Raw genomic sequence first — 23154 nt, forward strand, 5'->3', positions numbered from 1 at the left:
AAATAAGGCATAGAAAACAGTTTATTGGGATAGGTTCAACAACCCCCGAACACGTCGTAGGTAAGATTAACAGAACATAACGAATTCCGATGAATCGTTAACAACTGGTCACCCGCCTCGTTCGCCTGGTTAGCACTCTGTACCCTACCCGCGCAATTGCGCAGTCGCTCACAGAGTTAGCGTCCGCACCATTTTTTGCGGGCAACCTGAGGAGAATTAAGGTATTTCAGTTGTTAGAGGTTTTTAAAATAAGGCGCAAAGGAGACTGTAAATGACTGATAAGAAAGCGACGCTAACCATTAACGATGGTGAAGCTCCAATCGAACTGGGCGTATTATCCCCGACACTGGGCCCCGATGTCCTTGATGTCCGCGCCTTGGGCTCCAAAGGTTATTTCACGTTTGATCCCGGCTTTACCTCTACCGCTTCCTGCGAATCCAAAATCACCTTTATCGACGGTGACAAAGGCATACTGCTGCATCGTGGCTTCCCAATCGAACAGTTGGCGAAAGAATCTTCCTATCTGGAAGTATGCTATATCCTGCTGTACGGCGAGACCCCGACTGCTGAAGAGTTTGAGACCTTCAAAACGACCGTCACCCGCCACACCATGATCCACGACCAGATCACCCATCTGTTCCGTGGTTTCCGTCGTGACTCACACCCAATGGCCGTGCTGTGCGGTGTAACAGGTGCCCTGGCGGCGTTCTACCACGATGCACTGGACGTTAACAACGAGCGCCACCGCGAAATCACCGCGTTCCGCCTGCTGTCCAAAATGCCTACCGTGGCAGCCATGTGTTACAAATATTCTCTGGGCCAGCCGTTCGTTTACCCTCGCAACGATCTGTCCTACGCCGGCAACTTCCTGCATATGATGTTCGCGACTCCGTGTGAAGAATACGTGGTGAACCCGGTGCTGGAACGCGCTATGGATCGCATCCTGATCCTGCACGCAGACCACGAGCAAAATGCGTCCACCTCAACCGTACGTACCGCAGGCTCTTCAGGCGCTAACCCGTTTGCCTGTATTGCTGCCGGTATTGCTTCACTGTGGGGGCCAGCACATGGCGGTGCCAACGAAGCCGCACTGAAAATGCTGGAAGAGATCAAAACCGTTGAGCACATCCCTGAGTTCATCAAGCGTGCCAAAGACAAAAACGACTCATTCCGTCTGATGGGCTTTGGCCACCGCGTGTACAAGAACTACGACCCACGTGCCACCGTGATGCGTGAAACCTGTCACGAAGTGCTGAAAGAGCTGAACAAGAAGGACGATAACCTGTTGGAAGTGGCGATGGAGCTGGAACACATCGCGCTGAACGATCCGTACTTCATCGAGAAGAAACTGTACCCGAATGTCGACTTCTATTCAGGTATCATCCTGAAGGCGATGGGTATTCCTTCTTCCATGTTTACCGTTATCTTCGCTATCGCCCGTACTATCGGCTGGATCGCACACTGGAACGAAATGCACGACGAAGGCATCAAGATTGCCCGTCCGCGTCAGTTGTACACCGGCTATGCCGAACGCGACTTCACGTCCCAGCTGAAAAATAAGTAACGCCGCTTTACCCTACGTATTGCCGCTAAAATGCCGCCCCAATGGGCGGCATTTTTTTGCTATTTCTGACATCCCGGACACCAATAGAAAGGCCGGGACGACAATGAAGTACGCGCGATCATCGCACCGCAACGCTCACAAGGTTCGCCACTGCGGTGGAATACTTTAAAACTGAACAGCGCACCATGGTGGCGGTTTTCATCCACCTGCCCGCGCGTTTGGTAAGACAATCGCGGCACCGCCAGTAAAGCTTCCGCCAGCCGCTGTAAAACGTCAGGCGACAGATCTTGCGGCTTATGGTGAGGTGCCAATTCTGCCTGCCAAAGAATTTCTGCGCGCAGATAGTTACCCAACCCCGCGAGAAAAGCTTGATCGAGCAACATGCCGCCCAGTTGTCTGCGGCGAAATGCAGGCGACAAGAGTCGCAGCTCCACTGCCGCCACCGTCAGCGTCATGTCCAACACGTCAGGGCCAATGCGCTTTAAAAACGGGTGCTGTTCTATCTCTTCACGCGGTCCGACGGTAATATCCGAAGCGCTGTACAACAGAATCGCCCGCTCCGCCGTTTCAAGCCTTACACGCAGATCCCGTTTGGTTTCAGGCATCTCCCCCGCGTTCACCACCTTCCATACGCCATACAATTGGTTATGGCTATACAGCGTCAATCCGTTTGAAAAATGGGTTAACAGCGCCTTGCCACGCGGTTCAATAGCGACAATACGTTCGCCAATTAGCTGATTGCGATAATGTTTAAGTTGGGGGAAAGCAAAACCGACCTCGGTCAGCGGTTGGTCTAGCACCGCCGCCGCCAGCGCATCTGCCGCCCGGCGAATTTCCGGTCCTTCCGGCATATGAAAACTCCTGAATAAGCCCCGGCGCAGCAAGCCGCACAGGGGAATGACGGGCGTTAGTGTGTCGCACCGCCAACCACTTTCAAATCATGTTCCACCTGCAATGCAATGGAAATCGCCAGCTCGAGGGCAAACAACACCGTGTTCGCGGCCATGCTCGGCGCACCAGGGTGCGCCGCCGCCTGTTCCGGCAGATAAGGGATATGAATAAACCCACCCTTGATTGCCTGTTGGTCACTCAAGCGGTGCAACAAGCCGTACATCACGTGGTTGCAGACATAGGTCCCGGCCGTTTGTGACACCGAGGCCGGAATACCGGCTTCACGCATCGAGTTCACCATTGCCTTGATCGGCAACGTGCTGAAATAGGCTGCCGGCCCACTTGCAACGATAGCTTCGTCTATTGGCTGCTGCCCCTGATTATCGGGGATACGCGCATCATCGATGTTGATCGCCACCCGTTCGAGGGTTATATCGGTGCGCCCACCCGCCTGCCCGATAGCCAGCACCATCACGGGTTGTACCTCATCAATCGCGGCATTCAGCGTTTCCAACGCCGCGCCGAACACGCAGGGCAGTTGGCGCGCAATAATGCGCGCACCAGCCAATTCCATATCATTGAGTTGCTTGACCACTTCCCACGAAGGATTAACGCGTTCGCCGCCAAAGGGTTCAAAACCCGTGATCAATACCTTTTGCATGCGTTCTCCTTACAGGAACATCAGGAAATAAAGCAGGAATACGTTAACCAGCAGCAGCAGCACCCCAGTCGGTACCTGTGCTTTGATCACCGCATTCTTGTCCGGCAATTCCAATAACGCCGCCGGTACAATATTAAAGTTAGCAGCCATTGGCGTCATCAGCGTGCCGCAATAGCCGGAAAACATACCGATAGCCGCCATGACTGCCGGGTTACCCCCATGCTGTAACACCAGAATCGGAATACCGATACCTGCGGTAACAATGGGGAAAGCCGCAAAGGCATTGCCCATCACCATCGTCAGCAACGCCATACCGATAGCGTAAACCGCGACGGCAATAAAGCGATTGTCGACCGCCAGATACTCCTGGGTCAGATGAGAAATGGCCGTGCCGACACCGGCTGCGGTAAACAACAGGCCCAGCGTGGCGAGGATTTGCGGCAAAATAAACGCCCAACCGATGGAGTCCAGCAGGCGACGCGCTTCCTGGATCGGTTGCAGCACTTTTTCATGCGTCATTTTCACGGCGATAACCAGGCCAAGCAAACAACCGGCGGTCATCGAGAACAGCGTAATCAAGGTTGCGTGATTGCCGCTGCCGAATACCGCGGTTTGCAGCGCAGGAATATTGTTAAACAGCAGTACACCCACGACCGTCACTACCGGGATGGCCAATGCGGGAATAAACAGCCGGTTCCCCAGGCGCTTGGCACTTTCTTCGCGCTGTTGTGGAGTACGCTGATGATAGCTACCCAGGCGTACACCGCCAAAACCGGCGATCAACGCCATGATCACGACCACCACACCGACAATGATGTGCAGCATGCGTTTCTCGTTGCTGCCCTCACCCAGCACGTCACCTAACAGACGATAGGTCCAGTCGCCAACCAGGAACACCAGGCCATACAATGCCCAGAACAAACCCGTGGTGATGCGGCGTGGATTGGCACGATCGCGGAAAGACATCACCGCCACGATCAACAGCACGACACCGGCCAGCCAATAGAGATATTGTTGTTGGAAAGTCATTGAGCATCCCCTTTAGCCTGCAGCGCCGCCTGATTGAGTTGTGCCAATTCGGCACTGAGCTGTTTATCCATCCGATAAAGCCGGAATGAATGGATCAGGAAAGCAAAGATGGCCGTCGGGATACCCCAAAGTGCGATATGCAATGGCTCGGTCTGAATACCACCGGACTCCAGCATAAAGTTGTGCATGAAGATAATGGCACCGAAGGCCACAAAAATATCCTCACCAAAGAACAACCCGACGTTATCCGTAGCAGCAGACATGGCACGCAGACGGTGGCGCGTACGTTCCGGCAATTCGCCGTAGCGGTTTTCTGCTGCCCCTTCAGCCATCGGCGCCAACAATGGACGCACCATTTGCGGATGCCCGCCCAGGCTGGTCAGCCCCATGGCTGCGGTGATTTCACGGACAAACAGATAGACGATCAACAACCGTCCTGCGGTGGCACTTTTGATCTTGGCGATCCACGCCTGCGCGCGCTCTTTCAACCCGTGGCGCTCCAGCAAACCAATTACCGCCAATGGCAGTAACAAGATCAGCGGCAGGTTACGGGTATTGAGGAAGCCTTCACCCAGTTTTTCCAGGATCACGTCTAGCGGCATCAGTGCCGCCAGCCCGGTGATGATACCGGCGACAATCACCACCAGCACGGGGTTAAAGCGTAAAACAAATCCAACCACGATGGCGGCAATGCCAATCAATGGCCAGAGGTTAACGGCCTGTTCCATAGTATTCCCTCGATAATTTCTAATAGTTTTTTTGTTTGTGATGTTGTGTGTACTGCTTAACTACTCGGCGCTAACGTTGATACCTTCAGCGGCAAAACGCTCGCGCAGCGTGCGCGCGTATTCCAGCGCATGTTCACCGTCGCCATGCAGGCAGACAGTTTCGGCCTGAACGGCGGCCCAGGTGCCGTCCAGCGTACGAACCCGATGATGACGAACCATTTCCAGCGTTTGTGCCAACGCCAGTTCGTCGCTGGTAATCAGCGCCCCAGCCTGGCCACGCGGCACCAGCGTGCCATCGGCCTGATAACCACGATCCGCAAAAACTTCCTGCCGTGTCTTCAGCCCCTGTTTTTGACCGGCGCGGATAAGCTCACTGCCCGCCAATCCCACTAACCGCAGCGTCGGATCTACCGCTTTAACCGCCCGGGCGATAGCCTCTGCCAGCTCCGGTTCTACCGCGGCCTGGTTGTACAACATGCCATGGGGTTTCACATGCACCATCACTCCGCCTTCAGCACGGGCAATTGCGGCAAGCGCACCAAGCTGATACACCACTTGCGCATACACCGTTTCTGGCGGCAATTGCATACGAGTACGGCCAAAATTCTCACGATCGGGGAAGCTTGGATGCGCGCCAATAGCTACGCCGTATTGCAGCGCCCAACGCACCGACTGCCGCATGGTCTGTGCATCCCCAGCGTGAAAACCGCAGGCGATATTGGCCGAGCTCACCCGTTGCAACAGCGCCTCATCGTTGGCGCAGCCTTCTCCAAGATCGGCATTTAAATCAACGATCATTTAGCCCCCAGGCAATCTGTTGGATGAAGTGTTCCTGTTCCGCCTTGGCGCGTTGCGCCTCTGCCAGAGTACAGGGTACAAAGTGGATGGCTTCGCCCAGGCGAATTTGCGCCAAATGGTAAAGATCGGCTTCGATCACGCAGGCAATACGCGGATATCCCCCGGTAGTCTGCGCATCGGCCATCAGTACGATTGGCTGGCCGTTATGCGGTACCTGTACAACACCCGGTAACAGGCCATGCGACAACATTTCGCGATCGGTGGTGCGGCTCAGCGCACTGCTACCATGCAAGCGATAGCCCATGCGATTACTCTGCGGGCTCAGCTGCCAGGCCGTACGCCAAAATGCTTCCCGCGCCTCTTCACTGAATTCGTCATATTCCGGCCCCGGCAACGCACGGACGCGGTTGTTAAACAGCAATTGCTTTACGCCAGTGCTCTGCGGCGGCAACGAACGCCCTTGCCCCAATGGCAGGCTGTCACCATCCCGCAGGTTGCGCCCTTCCAGCCCGCCGAAAGCCGCTTTGCTATCTGTACTATGAGAGCCGAGCATTTCAGGAACCGCGATACCCCCGGCTATTGCAAGATAAGTACGCATTCCGCGTTTCGGCATTTTCAAAACAAGCTGCTGACCCGCACTGACCGCATAGCGCCAGCCGGTCCATAAAGGCTTTCCATCCAATTGCGCATCGCAACCAGCACCGGTCAGAGCGATCCAACCTGGCTGGGTAAATTCGGCGCTAAATTGCCCAAGGGTGATTTCCAGTCCGGCGGCCTTGATGTCATTGCCCACCAGCAAGTTAGCGATCCTCAACGCGGGTTCATCGAGTGCACCGCCCTGGCTGATCCCCAGACGGCGGAAACCGTTACGGCCCAGATCCTGCACCGTGGTGTAAATACCTGCACGCAGAATCTTCAGCATACGCCCTCCTTCTGTGGCACAAACCTTACGCTATCGCCAGGACGCAGTAGGGTTGGTGGCATTTCATACGGATTAAACAACGCCAGGGGGGTTCGCCCAATCAACTGCCATCCGCCCGGGGTCACCAACGGATAAATCCCGGTCTGGCTACCGCCAATGCCTACGGAACCGGCCGCCACTGACAGCCGTGGTTCGGCACGTCGCGGCGTCGCCAATTTTTCAGGCATACCGCCCATGTAGGAAAAACCGGGCTGGAAACCGAGGAAATAGACCACGTAAGCTGCTGATGAATGACATTCCACCACCTGCTGTGGCGTCATACCGGTATGGCGCGCGACGTCATCCAGATCGGGCCCATCCTGGCCACCATAAATGACCGGAATATCCACCTGTCGCGATTCAGGAACCAGGCTTTCCTTGCTGTCCCAGCCCTCTTGTAACAACCCCAGCATCGCTTCGGCGTCAGCCTTGGGCGTATTCAGCAACAGCGTAAGATTATTCATGCCCGGTACCACTTCACGTACATCGGGATGATGATTCAGTTTTTCGGCCAACGCCCAGATCCGCTGCTGGCTCGACAGCGTCACCGGCGGCGACAGTTCAAGCACTACCGCTCTTTCACCTAACAGGTAACATCGTGCTCGTTGCACCCTTTTCTCCTTATTATTATCGCGATGAAAACCCATCAGTTATGCGTGACAGCGCCCCGGCTGTCAATAGAACAACCTTTGCGAAAATAAGGGATTAGGCTATTAAAAGGATTCAGCCAGTGTATAAACCGGCTGAATCCTGAAGAGAAAAATCAGGCAGGATTCGGGATATCAATAAAGGTCACATCAAAACCATGTTGTTGAGCCAGCCATTCCCCCAGCGCCTTGATACCACCGCGCTCAGTGGCATGGTGACCAGCAGCAAAGAAATGAATGCCCATTTCCCGCGCGCTGTGAATAGTTTGCTCAGAAACTTCGCCGGTAATGAAGGCATCCACGCCAAATCGTGCCGCGCTGTCGATAAAGCCCTGACCGCCGCCGGTACACCAGGCAACGCGGCGGATATGTGCTGGCGCATTATCACCACAGTGCAGCACGGAACGCCCCAGACGGCTCTCGATACGTTGTTGCAGTTCAGTCCCGGTCAGCGGTTGTTCGAATTCGCCGTGTGGTACCAGGGGTTCCACTTCACCAATCACGCGAATACCCAGCAAATGTGCCAACTGTGCGTTATTGCCCAATACCGGGTGTGCGTCCAGCGGCAGGTGATAGCCATACAGGTTGATATCATTGCTCAGCAGCGTTTTCAGCCGGTTGCGCTTCATGCCGCGTATTGATGGCGCTTCGTTTTTCCAGAAATAGCCATGATGCACCACAATAGCGTCTGCCTGGTGTACCACCGCGGCATCCAGCAAGGCCTGGCACGCCGTAACGCCAGTGACAATGCGCTGCACATGCGGCCGCCCTTCCACCTGCAGGCCATTTGGCCCGTAATCCTGAAACGCGGCGGTGTTCAGTTCGCTATTGATCAACTGTTCCAGATCGAGGTTACGCATAAAGTTCTCTCTTCAATTCAAAATGTCTGCCGGTCGCCCTGTTCCATCAGGATAAATTTTACGCCCAGATCGTTGCCCTGATCCAACTGTTGCTTAATGGTCGCGCGCACGTTTTCACCTTGCTTCAAACTGGGTTTGATATGGCTGATCACCACCGGTAAATCTTTCAGTGAACCTTCACCGCCGCTGTACTGCGCCAGATTTTTCAGCTCTTTAAACAACCACGCAGGCGTCAAATGCCCATACAGATTTTTATCCTCCACCTCATTGGGGTAGGACGTTTCGATGATCATCCCTTTCAGTTTTTTCTGTTCGATAAGCGGCCCCAGCACGCGCCAGGCGCTATCCAGATTACGTGATTGCTCAAGTGCATCCGGCCCGGTATCGCCGAAAAAGGCAAAGGATCCGCTCCGGTCGGACACCAGCAACATCGATGAAGGGTAACGATCATGGCTGAGCGGATACATCACGCCCGTCAATCCGGTGACCCCCAGCGTAACGCGCTGCTGCGGCCTTACCGTTTGCAAGCGGTAGGTGCCCAACCGCGATCCATTGCCGGAGTCGGTGAAGTTGGGCCAGGCCTTCCAGTTAAAGTAATGGTTGCGCAAGGTCAGAATGGTATCTGCCTGGGCATAGATATTTTTCTTGCTGTCTTCCGGCGAGCCGATAATCAGCCCCGCCACATGGTCCAAATGGCCGTGACTGATAAAATAAGCGCCAATCAGCTGGCGGAATACATAGCCTTGCGGGGTATAGGGCGCAGCCAATTCAGGGGTGACTTGAGGGAAACTGCCCTTTTCCAGCCCTTTGGCAATGCCTGGCAGCAGCGAACCGGCATCCAGCGCCAGATACTGCGACTGATTGTCGCTGCGGATCAGGTAGGAGGTCAGATTGCCGTCGCTAACCCCCCCGTCCACGCCTAATGCCACTACATCAAAGCCCGCCATCGCCAGGGCTGAATAACTGCTCAGGCACAGGGCCAGCACCTTTTTCATCATTATGTCGCTCCTTGCTGTTGCCTTAATATTCCCCGCGCTTCGCCGCTTCAAAGGCTGCCAGCGTATCCAACCGCGCCTGCTTGTGGTCGACAATCGGCAGCGGGTAATCCAGCACACGCTGCTGCTGTTCCGCCCAGCGATGGGGTTGATGGATAGCATTGTCCGGTACATCCGCCAGCTCGGGCAACCATTTACGGATAAAAGTGCCTTGCGGATCAAAACGTTCGCCTTGAGTGGTCGGGTTAAAAATACGGAAATAGGGCGCAGCATCGGTACCGGTTGACGCCGCCCACTGCCAGCCACCGTTATTGGCCGCCAGGTCGCCGTCCACCAGTTTTGACATGAAGTAACGTTCGCCAGCGCGCCAATCAACCAACAAGTCTTTCACCAGAAAGCTGGCGCTGATCATACGTAAGCGATTGTGCATCCAACCGGTTTCATTCAACTGGCGCATGGCGGCATCGACAATCGGATAACCCGTTGCCCCCTGCTGCCACGCCTGCAAAAACTCAGGATTATTCTGCCAGCGTACCTTATCCGTCCAATCGATAAAGGGACGGTGCCTGCATAACGCAGGATAGGCCACCATCAGATGCCGATAAAACTCGCGCCAGATCAGCTCATTTAGCCAACCAAAGGCGCCGCTATCGCTGTTTTCCAATACCTGCGGGCATTCAGCTCGCAGACGATTAAAGCACTGACGCGGCGATAAGGCGCCGATGGCCAGATAAGGCGACAAACTGCTAGTGCCGGCAATGGCGGGCAGATCTCGCTGTTCAAGGTAATCTTGCACCTGTTCACGGCAAAAGGTTCGTAACCGCTGCAGCGCCGCCTCTTCCCCTGCAGGGAAATCCCCCATTGCCTCTGCCGGCGGATAATTGAATGCTTCAGGTACGGCGGTTATTGGCAGCGCGCCACCACACCGTGTTTTGGGGGCGGGCAGGGAACGAACGTCCGATTCTGTCAGGCGTTGGATAAAAGCTTTACGAAATGGCGTATAGATTTTGTACATTTCACCGCCACCGGTTCTTACGCTACCCGGCGGCAATAACAGGCTGTCATCAAAACTCTGGCAAATCACCTTCCCGGATAAACACTGCTCTAACCCTTGGTCACGGCCGCGTTCGTTGATCTCGTACTGGCGATTGTAAAACAGCCTATCCACCTGTTCCTGCTCGCAGTAAGCAACCAACCAATCAACCGAGGTGGCGAAATCATCACATTGATGGTAGCCGAGCGGAATACCACGTTCGGCAAGCGCCTGCTGCACCAGCAGCAAATTGGCATGGATAAATGCCGCCTGGCGCGGTGCCATTTCGTGCTGTAACCATTGTTGCGGGGTGGCGATAAACACGGCCAACACGCGGGCGTCAGGATCGCTACAGGCGGCGTGCAGCGCTTTGTTGTCGGTAATACGCAGATCGTTACGCAACCAGACCAGATGCGTGGTCATAAAACTCCTTGTCGGTTAGTGGCCATAACGCAGGCGCAGCGCTTCGGGATAGGGTTCGAAATAACGTTGATCCGCCAGATAGCGATCGGGGTACTCAGCCATGTAATGCTTGAGCAAGGTGATCGGTGCCAGCAGCGGTTGTACACCCTGTCGATAACGATCAATCAGCTGTGCCAACTCCTGGCGCTGCGCAGAACTCAGATGGCTGCGGAAATAACCCTGCACATGCATCAGCACGTTGGTGTGGTTGCGGCGCGTCGCCTTGTGCGCCAGCAGTTTCATCAAGCGACTACGGTATTCAATGGCAAACGCCTCCAGCGATTCCCATTTGTCCACACCTGCCACAAAACGGCCCAACTCACGGTATTCTGGCTGCGAGTGCGCCAACAACGACAGCTTGTAACGGCTATGAAAGGCAATCAACCCGCCACGGGTTAGCCCTTTGCGCCACAGCATGTTCAATTCATACAGCGCATAAACGCGTTCTACAAAATTTTCCCGCAGCGTTGCATCGTTCAACCGCCCGTCTTCTTCCACCGGTAACCAGGGCATTTGCCGCAGCAGTTCGGCAGTGTACAACCCGACACCGCTTTTACGCGCGCCTTCGCCGCTATCGTCATACAGTCGAACCCGCTCCATCCCACAGCTTGGCGAGTTGGCGCAAACAATGTATCCGCACAGGTGCTGCAAAGCGGCAATGCGCTGTGAGGAAAATTGCTGCATCTGGTCGGTCACGTCGATGCTGTCGTCATTGCTGTAGCGTAATGCCACATGATGTTGTTTTTTGATCAACCGCAGTGCCGGGCGCGGGGTCGACAAACCGATTGCCATTTCCGGGCAAATCGCCTCAAAACGCACGAAGGGGGCCAGTTGTTCCACCGCAAAGGCCAGCCGTTTATGGCCACCGTCAAAGCGCACCTTCTCACCCAGCAGGCAGGCGCTGATCCCAATAGGAATTTTGTCACTCATCAATAGGCTCTCCCAGCGTTGGATGATGTTAAAAGTGTAGAGGAATTTCCCTCAGGGGACGAACCTTACCGACACAATGACTGAACGGCGCCCATAAAAAAACCCCCGCTGTGAAGCGAGGGTTTTAGGGGACGACGGCAACGATCAGTAAAAATCGCAGGACGCCAGTTCCGCCTGTTGCAGCCAGACCGGTTTATCGCTGGTTTTTGACCAAACGCGGTGCAAATAGCTGTAAAAACGTGCGCGGTCGCTGCGGAACAGCATTACCGGTAAAGCCAATAAACCTGCCAGGATCACTGCGCTGCGGCGCAGGAGAATCCGATGCAATGAATAAGCGTGATAGATAGACATGCGAACCTCCTCAAAAAACGCCTGGCCGTTGATCTGTCTTGGAAACAGCACTGGCGTAAACAATTAAAACAGGACCATTTGGTAACTGGACAAAATTTTAGCGCAATTGATGAAAGTTTACTACTCATCCGACCACCTTATCGCACAAAAAACCGCAAATAATTCGTACAATCCGTAATTTTGTTACATCAAGGTTAATAATTAACTAACCATTGGTTACATTGTGGTTATTTACAGCCTGTTTACGCAAACCTTCATCTTCACGCCCCTAAACAGGCGTCCAATCGCACTACGCCCCCCAAAACCGAGGCTAAAAAGCCATTTTCTGCTGTAATTTCAGCCATTTTTATACTTTTTTTACACCGGCCAACGCTATTTTTTCATCTTCTTTCTACCGCCCTCCCTACACTCGCTGTATCAAAAACTACACCTCTGGAGGTGTCCCGTGAGTATCAGCGTTATTGGTGGTGCGCTGTTGGTTCTGCTGCTGTTGGGCTATCTGGTCTATGCCCTGTTTAATGCGGAGGATTTCTGATGGCGGCTTCAGCCTTTTTATTGATTGCCAGCTTCCTGTTGGTGCTTCTGCTGCTAGCCCGTCCATTGGGCGGCTTTCTGGCGCGGTTGATCGAAGGTGAGCCACTGCCGGCACTGCGTCAGTTGGAAACGGCCGTTTGGCGCTGCTGTGGCAATACTACCGCTGAGATGAAATGGTGGCAGTACGCGCTGGCAATCATGTGGTTTAACCTGCTCGGTCTGGCTTTACTGTTCGTGCTGCTGATGACGCAAGGTTCGCTGCCACTCAACCCACAGGGCTTCCCCGGCCTGTCTTGGGATCTGGCGTTCAATACCGCCGTTAGCTTTGTCACCAACACCAACTGGCAGGCCTACAGTGGTGAAAGCACACTCAGCTATTTCAGCCAGATGGCGGGATTGGCAGTGCAGAACTTCCTGTCAGCAGCGACCGGTATCGCGGTGGCGTTCGCCTTGATCCGTGCTTTCACCCGCCGTTCCAGTGCCACCATCGGTAACGCCTGGATCGACATATTCCGCGTGACGCTCTATGTCTTGTTGCCAATTTCACTGCTGATTGCGCTGTTCTTCGTCAGCCAGGGCACGCTGCAAAACTTCCTGCCTTACGTGCATATCAGCACGCTGGAAGGCGCGCAGCAAACGCTGCCTATGGGGCCGGTAGCCTCACAGGAAGCGATCAAGATGCTCGGTACTAACGGCGGCGGCTTCTTTGGCGCTAACTCCGCGCACCCGTTTGAGAACCCAACGGTTCTGACCAACTTTGTGCAGATGCTGGCGATCTTCTTGATCCCCTGCGCGTTGTGTTTCGCTTTCGGCCGCGTGGCCGGAGAGAACCGCCAGGGCCACGCGTTGATCTGGGCTATGGCGCTGATCTTTGTCGTCGCTGTGGTCGTAGTGATGTTTGCCGAACTGGCGGGTAACCCGCATTTGAGCGCATTGGGCAGCGATAGCAACATCAACATGGAAGGCAAAGAATCACGCTTTGGCATTCTCGCCACCAGCCTGTTCTCGGTGGTGACGACTGCGGCCTCCTGCGGTGCAGTCAACGCCATGCATGACTCCTTCACTGCGCTGGGTGGCATGGTGCCCATGTGGCTGATGCAAATTGGTGAAGTGGTGTTTGGCGGCGTCGGCTCTGGCCTGTACGGCATGCTGCTGTTCGTCCTGCTGACCGTCTTTATTGCCGGCTTGATGATTGGCCGCACCCCCGAATACCTAGGCAAAAAGATTGACGTCTATGACATGAAAATGACCGCGCTGGCGATTTTGGTGACACCGACGCTGGTGCTGTTGGGCACGGCGTTGGCTATCGCCACCGACGCAGGACGCGCCGGTATCCTGAATCCAGGTGCACACGGTTTTAGCGAAGTGCTGTACGCCGTGTCGTCCGCAGCCAACAACAACGGCAGCGCCTTTGCCGGGCTGAGCGTCAACACCCCGTTCTACAACCTGCTGCTGGCCTTTGCCATGTTCGTCGGCCGTTTTGGGGTGATCCTCCCTGTCCTGGCGATTGCCGGTTCGCTGTGCGCGAAGAAACGTCAGCCGGCGGGTAACGGTACTCTGCCAACCTACGGGCCACTGTTTATTGGCCTGCTGATCGGCACCGTATTGCTGGTGGGCGCTTTAACCTTCGTACCGGCGTTGGCGTTGGGACCGGTGGCAGAGCATTTGCAGCTTTGGCTGGCTAAATAACAGAGCTCATAGAGAGAGAGAAGAAGAGATGACTCGCAAACAACGCGCGCTGTTTGAACCGGCATTGGTCCGTACCGCGCTGATCGATGCGCTGAAAAAACTGGATCCGCGCACTCAATGGCGTAATCCGGTGATGTTCGTGGTGTATATAGGCAGCATCCTGACCACGGTTATCTGGTTAGCGATCCTCACCAAACAGACCGAGGGTAGCGCAGCCTTTACCGGCAGCATTGCCCTGTGGCTGTGGTTCACCGTGCTGTTCGCCAACTTTGCCGAAGCGCTGGCTGAAGGGCGCAGCAAGGCCCAGGCAGAGAGCCTGAGAGGCACCAAGAAAACCAGCTGGGCGAAAAAACTGGCCGCGCCGCGCCGTGATGGCGTGACCGAGAAAGTTTCCGCCGAGAGTCTGCGAAAAGGCGACATCGTCCTGGTTGAGGCCGGTGACACCATTCCGTGTGACGGTGAAGTGCTGGAAGGCGGTGCCTCGGTCGATGAAAGCGCCATTACCGGTGAGTCTGCCCCGGTGATCCGTGAATCCGGCGGTGACTTCTCCTCGGTGACCGGCGGTACCCGCGTGCTGTCCGACTGGCTGGTGATACAGTGCAGCGTCAACCCAGGCGAAACCTTCCTCGACAGGATGATCGCCATGGTGGAGGGCGCCAAACGCCGCAAAACCCCGAACGAAGTGGCACTGACTATTTTGTTGGTCGCGCTGACCATTGTATTCGTACTGGCGACGGCCACGCTGTTCCCGTTTTCGCAATACAGCGTGGAAGCCGCCAACGGAGGGTCTGTCGTCACCATCACCGTACTGGTGGCACTGCTGGTTTGTCTGATCCCTACAACCATTGGCGGCCTGCTGTCTGCCATCGGCGTGGCGGGGATGAGCCGGATGCTGGGTGCTAACGTCATCGCTACCAGCGGGCGGGCGGTAGAAGCCGCCGGTGACGTGGACGTGTTGCTGCTGGATAAAACCGGCACCATTACGCTGGGTAACCGCCAGGCTTCCGAGTTCCTGCCGGCTCCCGGGGTTAAAGAACAGGAACTGGCCGATGCCGCACAGCTGTCTTCACTGGCCGATGAAACGCCGGAAGGTCGCAGCATTGTGGTACTGGCCAAACAGCGCTTTAACCTGCGTGAACGCGACCTGCAGGCGCTGAATGCTTCCTTTGTGCCTTTCTCCGCCCAGACGCGTATGAGCGGCGTGAACGTGCAGGACCGCATGATCCGTAAAGGGGCTGTGGATGCCATCCGTCGCCACGTGGAATCCAATCAGGGCCACTTCCCACAGGCGGTGGACGATTTGGTCGCCAGCGTGGCACGTACCGGTGGTACACCGCTGGTCGTAGCCGAAGGCCCACGCGTGCTGGGGGTGGTCGCACTGAAAGATATCGTCAAGGGCGGTATCAAAGAGCGTTTCGCCGAACTGCGCAAAATGGGCATCAAAACGGTAATGATCACCGGTGATAACCCGCTCACCGCAGCAGCCATCGCCGCCGAGGCCGGGGTGGATGACTTTCTGTCAGAAGCAACACCGGAAGCCAAGCTGGCGTTGATTCGCCAATATCAGGCAGAAGGACGCCTGGTCGCGATGACCGGCGACGGTACCAACGACGCTCCTGCGCTGGCACAGGCCGATGTCGCGGTGGCGATGAACTCCGGTACCCAAGCCGCCAAGGAAGCGGGCAACATGGTGGATCTGGACTCCAATCCGACCAAGCTGATTGAAGTCGTGCACATCGGTAAACAAATGCTGATGACGCGTGGTTCACTGACGACGTTCAGCATCGCCAACGACGTAGCGAAGTATTTTGCCATTATTCCGGCGGCGTTCGCGGCAACCTATCCGCAGTTGAACGCGCTAAACGTGATGCACCTGCACTCCCCTGCGTCCGCCATTATGTCGGCGGTTATTTTCAACGCCTTGGTGATTGTGTTCCTGATCCCACTGGCGTTGAAAGGGGTGAGCTACAAGCCGATGAGTGCAGCCGCACTGCTGCGTCGCAACTTGTGGATCTACGGTGTCGGTGGTCTGTTAGTGCCCTTTGTCGGCATCAAGTTGATCGATCTAATCCTGGTTGCTTTGCACATTGCCGGTTAATCATTGAGAGGAAATAACCATGTCTTACTTACGTCCGTCGCTGGTGATGCTGGTCCTGCTGACGTTGATTACCGGTATCGCTTACCCGCTGTTGACGACCGGGCTGTCACAGTTACTGTTTTCTCATGCAGCCAACGGCTCTTTGCTGCATCAGGGCGACAAAGTGATAGGTTCGGCGCTGATCGGCCAAAACTTCACTAAACCGGCGTATTTCTGGGGACGCCCTTCTGCTACCGGTGATTCGGCCTATAATGCCATGGCGTCTGCCGGCAGCAACCTGGCTGCCACCAACCCGGCACTGGATAAAGCCATCGCCGAACGCGCGGCCCAATTGCGCCAGGCCAACCCAGCAATGAAAGGCCCGATCCCGGTCGACCTGCTGACCGCGTCGGGCAGCGGGTTGGATCCGCAGATTTCACTTGCGGCGGCACAATACCAACTGGCCCGCGTTGCTGCGGCACGCCAATTGGCACCGGAGCAAATCGCCAAACTGATTGATGAAAGCACCGATCAGGCGACCCCCAATTTTATGGGCGAGTCGGTAGTAAACGTGCTGAAATTGAACCTGGCACTCGACGCATTGAAATAATGCTTCACGTGCGAGTGACAGGATAAGTATCGGGTTCGGCGTGCCGAACCCGCTTTACGTTGCTGCAAAAGGAACTCCGATGGTGGATGAGGAACAACAGCGTCCAGACCCAGACAGCCTGCTGGCACTGGCCAATGAGAAACCACGCGGTCGGCTGAAGGTATTTTTCGGTGCCTGTGCCGGCGTAGGCAAAACTTACGCCATGCTGCAAGAGGCGCAGCGGCTGCGTGGCCAAGGGTTAAACGTGCTGGTGGGCGTGGTCGAAACTCACGGTCGCAGCGAAACCGCTGCGCTGCTGAATGGGTTAGATGTGTTAGCGCAAAAGCGCATCCAGTATCGCGGCAGGTTAGTGCAGGAGTTTGATCTCGACGCCGCGCTCGCACGTCACCCTGCTCTGATCCTGATGGATGAACTGGCGCACAGCAACGCCCAGGGGTCACGCCACCCGAAACGCTGGCAAGACGTGGAAGAGCTGCTGGATGCGGGCATCGACGTGCTCACCACCGTCAACGTACAACACCTGGAAAGCCTAAACGACGTGGTTGGCGGCGTGACCGGGGTGCGAGTACGCGAAACGGTGCCCGATCATGTCTTCGACGAAGCCACCGAAGTGGTATTGGTTGACTTGCCCCCCGACGATCTGCGCCAGCGCCTGAACGAAGGCAAGGTGTATATCCCCGGTCAAGCCGAACGTGCCATCGAGCACTTTTTCCGTAAGGGCAATTTGATTGCCCTGCGTGAACTGGCGCTGCGCCGCACTGCCGATCGGGTCGATGACCAAATGCGCGCCTTCCGCGATACTCAAGGCCGTGAACGCGTGTGGCATACCCGTGACAGCATATTGCTATGCGTCGGTCATAACAGCGGTAACGAAAAACTGGTGCGCATCGCCGCTCGCCTGGCAGCCAGACTGGGTTGTCACTGGCACGCAGTTTACGTGGAAACGCCAAAGTTGCACCGTCTGCCGGAGAATCAACGCCGGGCAATACTGCGGGCGCTGCGGCTGGCACAGGAACTGGGTGCCGAGACCGCCACGCTGTCCGAACCCTATGAAGAACGTGCGGTGCTGCGCTATGCCCGTGAGCACAATCTGGGCAAAATCATTATTGGCCGTCGCAGCGAGCAACGCTGGAAACTGCGCGGCAGCTTTGCCGACCGTCTCGGCCGGCTGGGGCCGGATCTGGATCTGGTGATCGTCGCGTTGGAAAACGATCCCCCCGTAGCGCCGGGGAAAGAGCATGATAACCGTAACTTTACCGAAAAGTGGCGCATGCAATTGCGCGGCTGCGCCGTGGCGGTCGCACTCTGTGCCCTGATTACCCTGCTCTCTCAATGGTTGCTGCCAGGCTTTGACCAGGCCAACCTGGTGATGGTGTATCTGCTCGGGGTCGCAGTCGTCGCGTTGTTCTTCGGCCGCTGGCCCTCAGTTCTGGCCGCTGTGATTAACGTCGCCAGCTTCGATCTGTTCTTCGTCCAGCCGGAATGGTCGTTTGCCGTCAGTGACATGCAGTATCTGCTGACCTTCGGCGTGATGCTGATCGTTGGCATCACCATCGGTAACCTGACCGCAGGCGTGCGCTATCAGGCGCGTGTCGCGCGTTATCGCGAACAGCGTGCTCGACACCTGTATGAGATTTCTCGAGGGCTGAGCCAGGCGCTGACCGCCGAAGACATCGCCAAAACCAGTCGCCATTTCCTCTCCAGTAGCTTCCAGGCCAAAACCGTGTTGTTGCTCCCGCAGGAGGACGGCAAGTTACAGCAAATGGTCGGGGAAACCGGCGGATTATTATCGGTGGATGAAGCCATCGCACGCTGGAGTTTTGATAAGGGCATGCCTGCCGGCGCCGGTACCGACACTCTGCCCGGCGTCCCCTATCAGCTGCTGCCGTTAGCCACGTCGAAACAAACCTTTGGCTTATTGGCCATCGAACCCAGCAACCTGCGCCAACTGATGGTGCCGGAACAACAGCGGCTGCTGCAGACCTTTGCCGTATTAATCGCCAGTGCGCTGGAACGCTTGCATTTGGCACGCAGTGCCGAGGAAGCCAAACTGGATGCCGAGCGCGAGCAACTGCGTAACTCGCTCTTGGCGGCCCTGTCCCATGATTTACGCACCCCACTGACGGTACTGTTTGGCCAGGCGGAAATTCTGACGCTCGATTTAGCGGCAGAAGGTTCCAATCATGCCCCCCAGGCCAGTCAAATCCGCCAACAGGTGCTGAGCACGACACGGCTGGTGAACAACCTACTGGACATGGCTCGCATTCAATCGGGTGGCTTCAACCTGCGTAAAGAGTGGCAGTCACTGGAAGAGATCGTCGGCGCATCGCTGCATATGCTGGAACCCTTGATGACCCAGCATCAAATCAAGGTTGAGCTGCCGCCAGAGCAGATATTGGTCAACTGCGATGGCAGCCTGTTGGAACGGGTGTTCACTAACCTGTTGGAAAATGCCAATAAATATGCCGGCTACGATGCTACTATCGGCATTCGTGCCCATACTCTGCCTGAATGGCTGGAAGTCGAAGTCTGGGACAATGGCCCGGGAATTCCCGAAGGGAAAAAACAGCTTATTTTCGATAAGTTTTCCCGCGGCAATAAAGAGTCTGCAATCCCCGGTGTGGGTTTGGGGTTAGCGATTTGCCGTGCCATTATTGAAGTACACGGTGGCCGCATCTGGGCAGAAAACGGGGCCAACGGCGGGGCCAGTTTCCGCTTTGTGCTACCGCTGGAAAAGCCACCGGAAATAGACAATGAAGCCTTTGATCTTTAATCAAGCCCCGGGAGTCTTGTGAGCAGCACGCCAACCAATATTCTGATTGTCGAAGATGAGAAAGAGATCCGGCGTTTCGTCCGCACCGCGCTCGAAAGTGAAGGTCTGCGGGTGTTTGAAAGCGAAACGTTGCAACGTGGGTTAATAGAAGCCGGCACGCGCAAACCGGATCTGATTATTCTTGATTTAGGGTTGCCAGACGGCGACGGGCTTAACTATATCCGTGATTTACGGCAATGGAGCGCTATTCCGGTGATTGTGCTGTCGGCGCGCAACGCCGAAGAAGACAAGATTGCCGCGCTGGACGCTGGAGCGGACGACTATCTCAGCAAACCTTTTGGTATCGGTGAACTGCTTGCTCGGGTGCGGGTCGCTTTACGGCGTCATTCCGGCAGCCTGCAGGAAAGCCCATTGGTTAACTTCTCGGAAATTACCGTCGATCTGATTAATCGCCGGGTGCTGCGTAAGGGTGAAGATCTGCATCTGACGCCGATTGAGTTTCGTCTGCTGGCCGAACTGCTGGCAAATTCCGGCAAAGTCATCACCCAGCGTCAGCTACTGAGCCACGTCTGGGGACCGAATTACGTCGAGCATAGCCATTATCTGCGGATTTATATGGGTCATCTACGGCAAAAGCTGGAGGCCGATCCGGCCCGGCCAAAACATTTACTGACCGAAACCGGCGTCGGTTACCGCTTTATGCCTTAAGAGTCAGGGGCGCGACAAACCGCGCCCCTACGCGTTTGGCCCTTTCTTCAACCCCATCATAAATTCTTTGAACGCCTCACGTAACGGTGCAAACACCGGGTGCTTGCGGTTTTCGATCATCACTTCAGAAAACAACTTGAGGCCAACGGCAAAAGCCGCGCTGTTATTGTCACCGAAATTCAGATCTTCACGCGCTTTGATACGTTCAACGATGCCCAGAATGTCGTCGTGGTTCTCCACCTCAAAGCTCAGTGGTGCTTTGTCGACGGGCTCCCCCTTACGGTCATTCAACGCTTCGACGGTAATACGGAAACGGTGTCCTGGCATCAGTCATTCTCCGTCGCTGTTGGGGTAATGTTCATTTCGCTTTCAATCGCCGCTACTGCGGTGAGCAATGCGGCATTAATGCGTTCAACTTGCTGCGGTGAAAGATCGGCACGCATCACATTACCGCGTAGCAAACTGCGCAGACGGTTCATGGCGTCAGAGATGCCTTCGGCAAGATTGCCGTGATGATGATGACCCCGACCGGCTCCTGCCAGGCGGGCCAGGATCACGTCGACAGCGGCCTGGTGCTTTTGCAGCTCACTCTGGCCCAGTGCGGTAATCTGGTAGCTTTTACGGCCGTTGCCGCTGGTGATTGGCTCAAGAAAATCTTGCTCTTCCAGCAGTGTCAGCGTGGGGTAAATCACACCTGGGCTTGGCACATACAGGCCGGAGGAGGCCTCATCAATCGCCTTGATGAGTTCGTAACCATGGCTTGGCTTACGCGCCACCAGCGCCAACAGCACCAATCGTAGATCGCCATGTTCAAACATGCGGTGACGCCCGCCACGTCCGCCTCGCCCACCACGGCCAAGTTCTTCGCCGTGATCGCCACCAAAGTGATGACGTCCGCCGCGACGGCGATGATGGTCGTGCCCTTCTTCGCTGTCATGGTGACAACCATGACGACGGTGTAAATCTAAACGGTGAAACATAGGTATACCTCTCAATGAATAGTACGCTGACGAGGTCATTTAGATATATCTAAACAACTTCGATATATCTAATCTAGATCGATATATCGAAATGCGCAAGCGGTGTTCATGAAAAAGATATATCTAAACTCCGGGCATAAAAAAAGCGCTGTAAAAACAGCGCTTTTTATCAGACAAAGAAAGATTACTTAGCGGATGCCAGTACTGCACTCACGATATCGACGGCTTCATGCTCGATCTTTTCGCGATGTTCGGCACCCAGGAAGCTCTCACAGTAAATCTTGTAGGCATCTTCAGTACCGGAAGGACGTGCTGCGAACCAACCGTTGTCTGTCATCACTTTCAAACCACCAATCGGTGCACCATTACCCGGCGCTGCCGTCAGGCGTGCAGTGATAGGGTCACCCGCCAGAGTATCGGCCTTGACCATGTCTGGCGACAGCTTGGACAACGCGGCTTTTTGCGCTGAGGTTGCCGGTGCCTGGATGCGGTTGTAGCTCGGTGCACCAAAGCGCTTGGCCAAATCATCGTAGTGATGCTGAGGATTTTCGCCAGTCACCGCAGTGATTTCAGCGGCCAACAGGCACATGATGATGCCGTCTTTGTCGGTCGACCAAGGTGTGCCGTTGAAACGCAGGAACGATGCCCCTGCACTCTCTTCACCACCAAAGCCCAGGCTACCGTCGAACAGACCGTCGACAAACCATTTGAAGCCCACCGGCACTTCGACCAGTTTACGGCCCAAATCTGCCACTACGCGGTCAATCATCGCGCTGGAAACCAGCGTCTTACCCACTGCCACATCAGCGCCCCACTGTGGACGATGCTGGAACAGATAGTTGATAGCCACCGCCAGATAATGGTTCGGGTTCATCAGGCCCGCCGGTGTAACAATGCCGTGGCGGTCATAGTCCGGGTCATTGGCGAACGCCAGATCGAACTTGTCACGCAGCGCCAGCAGGCCACCCATCGCCGGAACCGACGAACAGTCCATGCGGATCACGCCGTCGTGATCCAAGTGCATAAAGCGGAAGGTCTGATCGATAGAATCATTCACCAGCGTCAGATCCAGCTTGTAGTGCTCTGCAATGCGCTGCCAGTAGGCAATGCCAGAACCCCCGAGCGGATCAACACCCAGCTTCAGACCGGCACGCTGAATGGCAGGCATATCGACCACGTCCACCAAACCTTCAACATAGGGCTGCACCAGATCCTGAGCCTGTACATGACCGCTGTTCCAGGCTTTATCCAGCGACTGACGCTGTACGCCTTTCAACTGCACAGACAGCAGTTCATTGGCACGTTTTTCAATCACAGAAGTCAGGTTGGTATCGGCCGGGCCACCGTTGGTCGGGTTATACTTGATGCCGCCGTCTTCAGGTGGATTATGGGATGGGGTAATCACAATACCGTCAGCCAATGCTCCGCCGTTGCGGTTGTGGCATAAGATGGCGTGAGATACCGCAGGCGTCGGTGTGAAACCGTTATTTTCCTGCACGATCACATCCACGCCGTTGGCGGTCAGCACTTCCAACACAGAAATGAAGGCTGGCTCTGACAATGCATGGGTGTCTTTGCCCACGTAGCATGGGCCGGTAACCCCTTGCTGGTGGCGTACTTCGGCAATCGCCTGCGCGATAGCGAGAATATGGGCTTCATTGAAGCTGTGGCGCTGAGCGCTGCCACGATGGCCTGAGGTCCCGAACTTCACCGCATGTGCGGCGTTGCCCGCTTCCGGTTGCAGTACATAGTACTGCGACGTCAGCTGGGCTACGTTGATCAAATCGCTTTGCTGAGCCGGCTGCCCGGCACGTGGGTTATTCGCCATCGACATATCTCCCTAATCCCTGTCCAGCGGCCTGGCAATATGTCG

Annotated in this window: 22 protein-coding genes; 7 read left to right on the top strand and 15 right to left on the bottom strand. The window is 55.6% G+C overall.

The features are described 5' to 3' along the window. Positions 1-271 precede the first annotated feature (271 nt). The gene (locus JOE25_RS14485) at positions 272-1564 is read left to right on the top strand and encodes a citrate synthase (RefSeq protein WP_209636268.1); all 1293 of its coding nucleotides are present in this window, start codon (positions 272-274) and stop codon (positions 1562-1564) included. A gap of 59 nt (positions 1565-1623) precedes the next feature. On the opposite strand, the gene nei is transcribed toward JOE25_RS14485, so the two are convergent. From nei to JOE25_RS14545, 12 genes are all read right to left on the bottom strand, one after another. Continuing rightward, a complete protein-coding gene (gene nei / locus JOE25_RS14490) occupies positions 1624-2415 on the bottom strand; it encodes an endonuclease VIII (RefSeq protein WP_209636271.1) in 792 nt (263 codons plus the stop codon). Between the two features lie 56 nt (positions 2416-2471). Beyond that, a complete protein-coding gene (pcp, locus tag JOE25_RS14495; protein WP_209636273.1) occupies positions 2472-3116 on the bottom strand; it encodes a pyroglutamyl-peptidase I in 645 nt (214 codons plus the stop codon). A 9-nt stretch (positions 3117-3125) separates the two neighbouring features. Next, positions 3126-4145, bottom strand: a complete 1020-nt coding sequence (locus JOE25_RS14500; protein WP_209636275.1) for a DUF979 domain-containing protein — start codon at positions 4143-4145, stop codon at positions 3126-3128. Next, positions 4142-4873, bottom strand: a complete 732-nt coding sequence (locus JOE25_RS14505; RefSeq protein ID WP_209636277.1) for a DUF969 domain-containing protein — start codon at positions 4871-4873, stop codon at positions 4142-4144. Before JOE25_RS14505 ends, JOE25_RS14500 begins: the two co-directional genes overlap by 4 nt. 60 nt (positions 4874-4933) lie before the next feature. Continuing rightward, a complete protein-coding gene (gene pxpA, locus JOE25_RS14510) occupies positions 4934-5671 on the bottom strand; it encodes a 5-oxoprolinase subunit PxpA (RefSeq protein ID WP_209636280.1) in 738 nt (245 codons plus the stop codon). Next, positions 5661-6593: a 5-oxoprolinase subunit PxpC gene (pxpC, locus tag JOE25_RS14515; RefSeq protein WP_209636282.1), complete on the bottom strand. Its 933-nt coding sequence runs from the start codon at positions 6591-6593 to the stop codon at positions 5661-5663. The genes pxpA and pxpC overlap by 11 nt, the downstream gene beginning before the upstream one ends. Then, the gene (gene pxpB / locus JOE25_RS14520) at positions 6587-7243 is read right to left on the bottom strand and encodes a 5-oxoprolinase subunit PxpB (protein ID WP_209636284.1); all 657 of its coding nucleotides are present in this window, start codon (positions 7241-7243) and stop codon (positions 6587-6589) included. Before pxpB ends, pxpC begins: the two co-directional genes overlap by 7 nt. A gap of 152 nt (positions 7244-7395) precedes the next feature. Further along, on the bottom strand, positions 7396-8139 hold the full coding sequence (locus tag JOE25_RS14525) for a type 2 GTP cyclohydrolase I (protein ID WP_209636286.1): 744 nt from the start codon (positions 8137-8139) through the stop codon (positions 7396-7398). A gap of 17 nt (positions 8140-8156) precedes the next feature. Next, on the bottom strand, positions 8157-9137 hold the full coding sequence (locus JOE25_RS14530) for an MBL fold metallo-hydrolase (RefSeq protein ID WP_209636288.1): 981 nt from the start codon (positions 9135-9137) through the stop codon (positions 8157-8159). Positions 9138-9159: 22 nt separating this feature from the next. Then, positions 9160-10590, bottom strand: coding sequence for a deoxyribodipyrimidine photo-lyase (gene phrB / locus JOE25_RS14535; protein WP_209636290.1), 1431 nt, complete (start codon positions 10588-10590; stop codon positions 9160-9162). Between the two features lie 15 nt (positions 10591-10605). Next, positions 10606-11559: a 2-thiouracil desulfurase family protein gene (locus JOE25_RS14540; protein WP_209636292.1), complete on the bottom strand. Its 954-nt coding sequence runs from the start codon at positions 11557-11559 to the stop codon at positions 10606-10608. A 144-nt stretch (positions 11560-11703) separates the two neighbouring features. Beyond that, positions 11704-11910 (bottom strand): YbfA family protein, encoded by a 207-nt coding sequence (locus JOE25_RS14545; RefSeq protein WP_209636294.1) that lies wholly within the window; start codon positions 11908-11910, stop codon positions 11704-11706. 445 nt (positions 11911-12355) lie between these two features. Between JOE25_RS14545 and JOE25_RS26680 the strand changes: the two genes are divergently transcribed. The 6 genes from JOE25_RS26680 (at position 12356) to kdpE (ending at position 20301) form a co-directional block, all read left to right on the top strand. Beyond that, a complete protein-coding gene (locus tag JOE25_RS26680) occupies positions 12356-12445 on the top strand; it encodes a K(+)-transporting ATPase subunit F (RefSeq protein ID WP_004949718.1) in 90 nt (29 codons plus the stop codon). Further along, positions 12445-14133 carry a potassium-transporting ATPase subunit KdpA gene (gene kdpA, locus JOE25_RS14555; RefSeq protein WP_209636296.1) on the top strand — a complete coding sequence of 563 codons (1689 nt, stop codon included), beginning with the start codon at positions 12445-12447 and terminating at the stop codon, positions 14131-14133. The genes JOE25_RS26680 and kdpA overlap by 1 nt, the downstream gene beginning before the upstream one ends. Before the next feature lie 28 nt (positions 14134-14161). Then, positions 14162-16231 carry a potassium-transporting ATPase subunit KdpB gene (gene kdpB, locus JOE25_RS14560; protein WP_209636298.1) on the top strand — a complete coding sequence of 690 codons (2070 nt, stop codon included), beginning with the start codon at positions 14162-14164 and terminating at the stop codon, positions 16229-16231. 19 nt (positions 16232-16250) lie between these two features. Beyond that, the gene (kdpC, locus tag JOE25_RS14565; RefSeq protein WP_209636300.1) at positions 16251-16820 is read left to right on the top strand and encodes a potassium-transporting ATPase subunit KdpC; all 570 of its coding nucleotides are present in this window, start codon (positions 16251-16253) and stop codon (positions 16818-16820) included. A 79-nt stretch (positions 16821-16899) separates the two neighbouring features. After that, positions 16900-19593 (top strand): two-component system sensor histidine kinase KdpD, encoded by a 2694-nt coding sequence (gene kdpD / locus JOE25_RS14570; protein ID WP_209636302.1) that lies wholly within the window; start codon positions 16900-16902, stop codon positions 19591-19593. An 18-nt stretch (positions 19594-19611) separates the two neighbouring features. Further along, complete coding sequence (gene kdpE / locus JOE25_RS14575) at positions 19612-20301, top strand: two-component system response regulator KdpE (RefSeq protein ID WP_209636304.1); 690 nt, start codon at positions 19612-19614, stop codon at positions 20299-20301. Positions 20302-20328: 27 nt separating this feature from the next. On the opposite strand, the gene JOE25_RS14580 is transcribed toward kdpE, so the two are convergent. The 3 genes from JOE25_RS14580 to pgm form a co-directional block, all read right to left on the bottom strand. Then, positions 20329-20628 carry a DUF3861 domain-containing protein gene (locus JOE25_RS14580; RefSeq protein WP_209636306.1) on the bottom strand — a complete coding sequence of 100 codons (300 nt, stop codon included), beginning with the start codon at positions 20626-20628 and terminating at the stop codon, positions 20329-20331. Continuing rightward, complete coding sequence (locus tag JOE25_RS14585; RefSeq protein WP_209636308.1) at positions 20628-21281, bottom strand: PadR family transcriptional regulator; 654 nt, start codon at positions 21279-21281, stop codon at positions 20628-20630. The genes JOE25_RS14580 and JOE25_RS14585 overlap by 1 nt, the downstream gene beginning before the upstream one ends. A gap of 184 nt (positions 21282-21465) precedes the next feature. Next, positions 21466-23109 (bottom strand): phosphoglucomutase (alpha-D-glucose-1,6-bisphosphate-dependent), encoded by a 1644-nt coding sequence (gene pgm / locus JOE25_RS14590; protein ID WP_209636310.1) that lies wholly within the window; start codon positions 23107-23109, stop codon positions 21466-21468. Positions 23110-23154 lie beyond the last annotated feature (45 nt).

Origin of the sequence: Serratia sp. PL17, assembly GCF_017832355.1 — a bacterium.
Lineage (GTDB): Bacteria > Pseudomonadota > Gammaproteobacteria > Enterobacterales > Enterobacteriaceae > Serratia.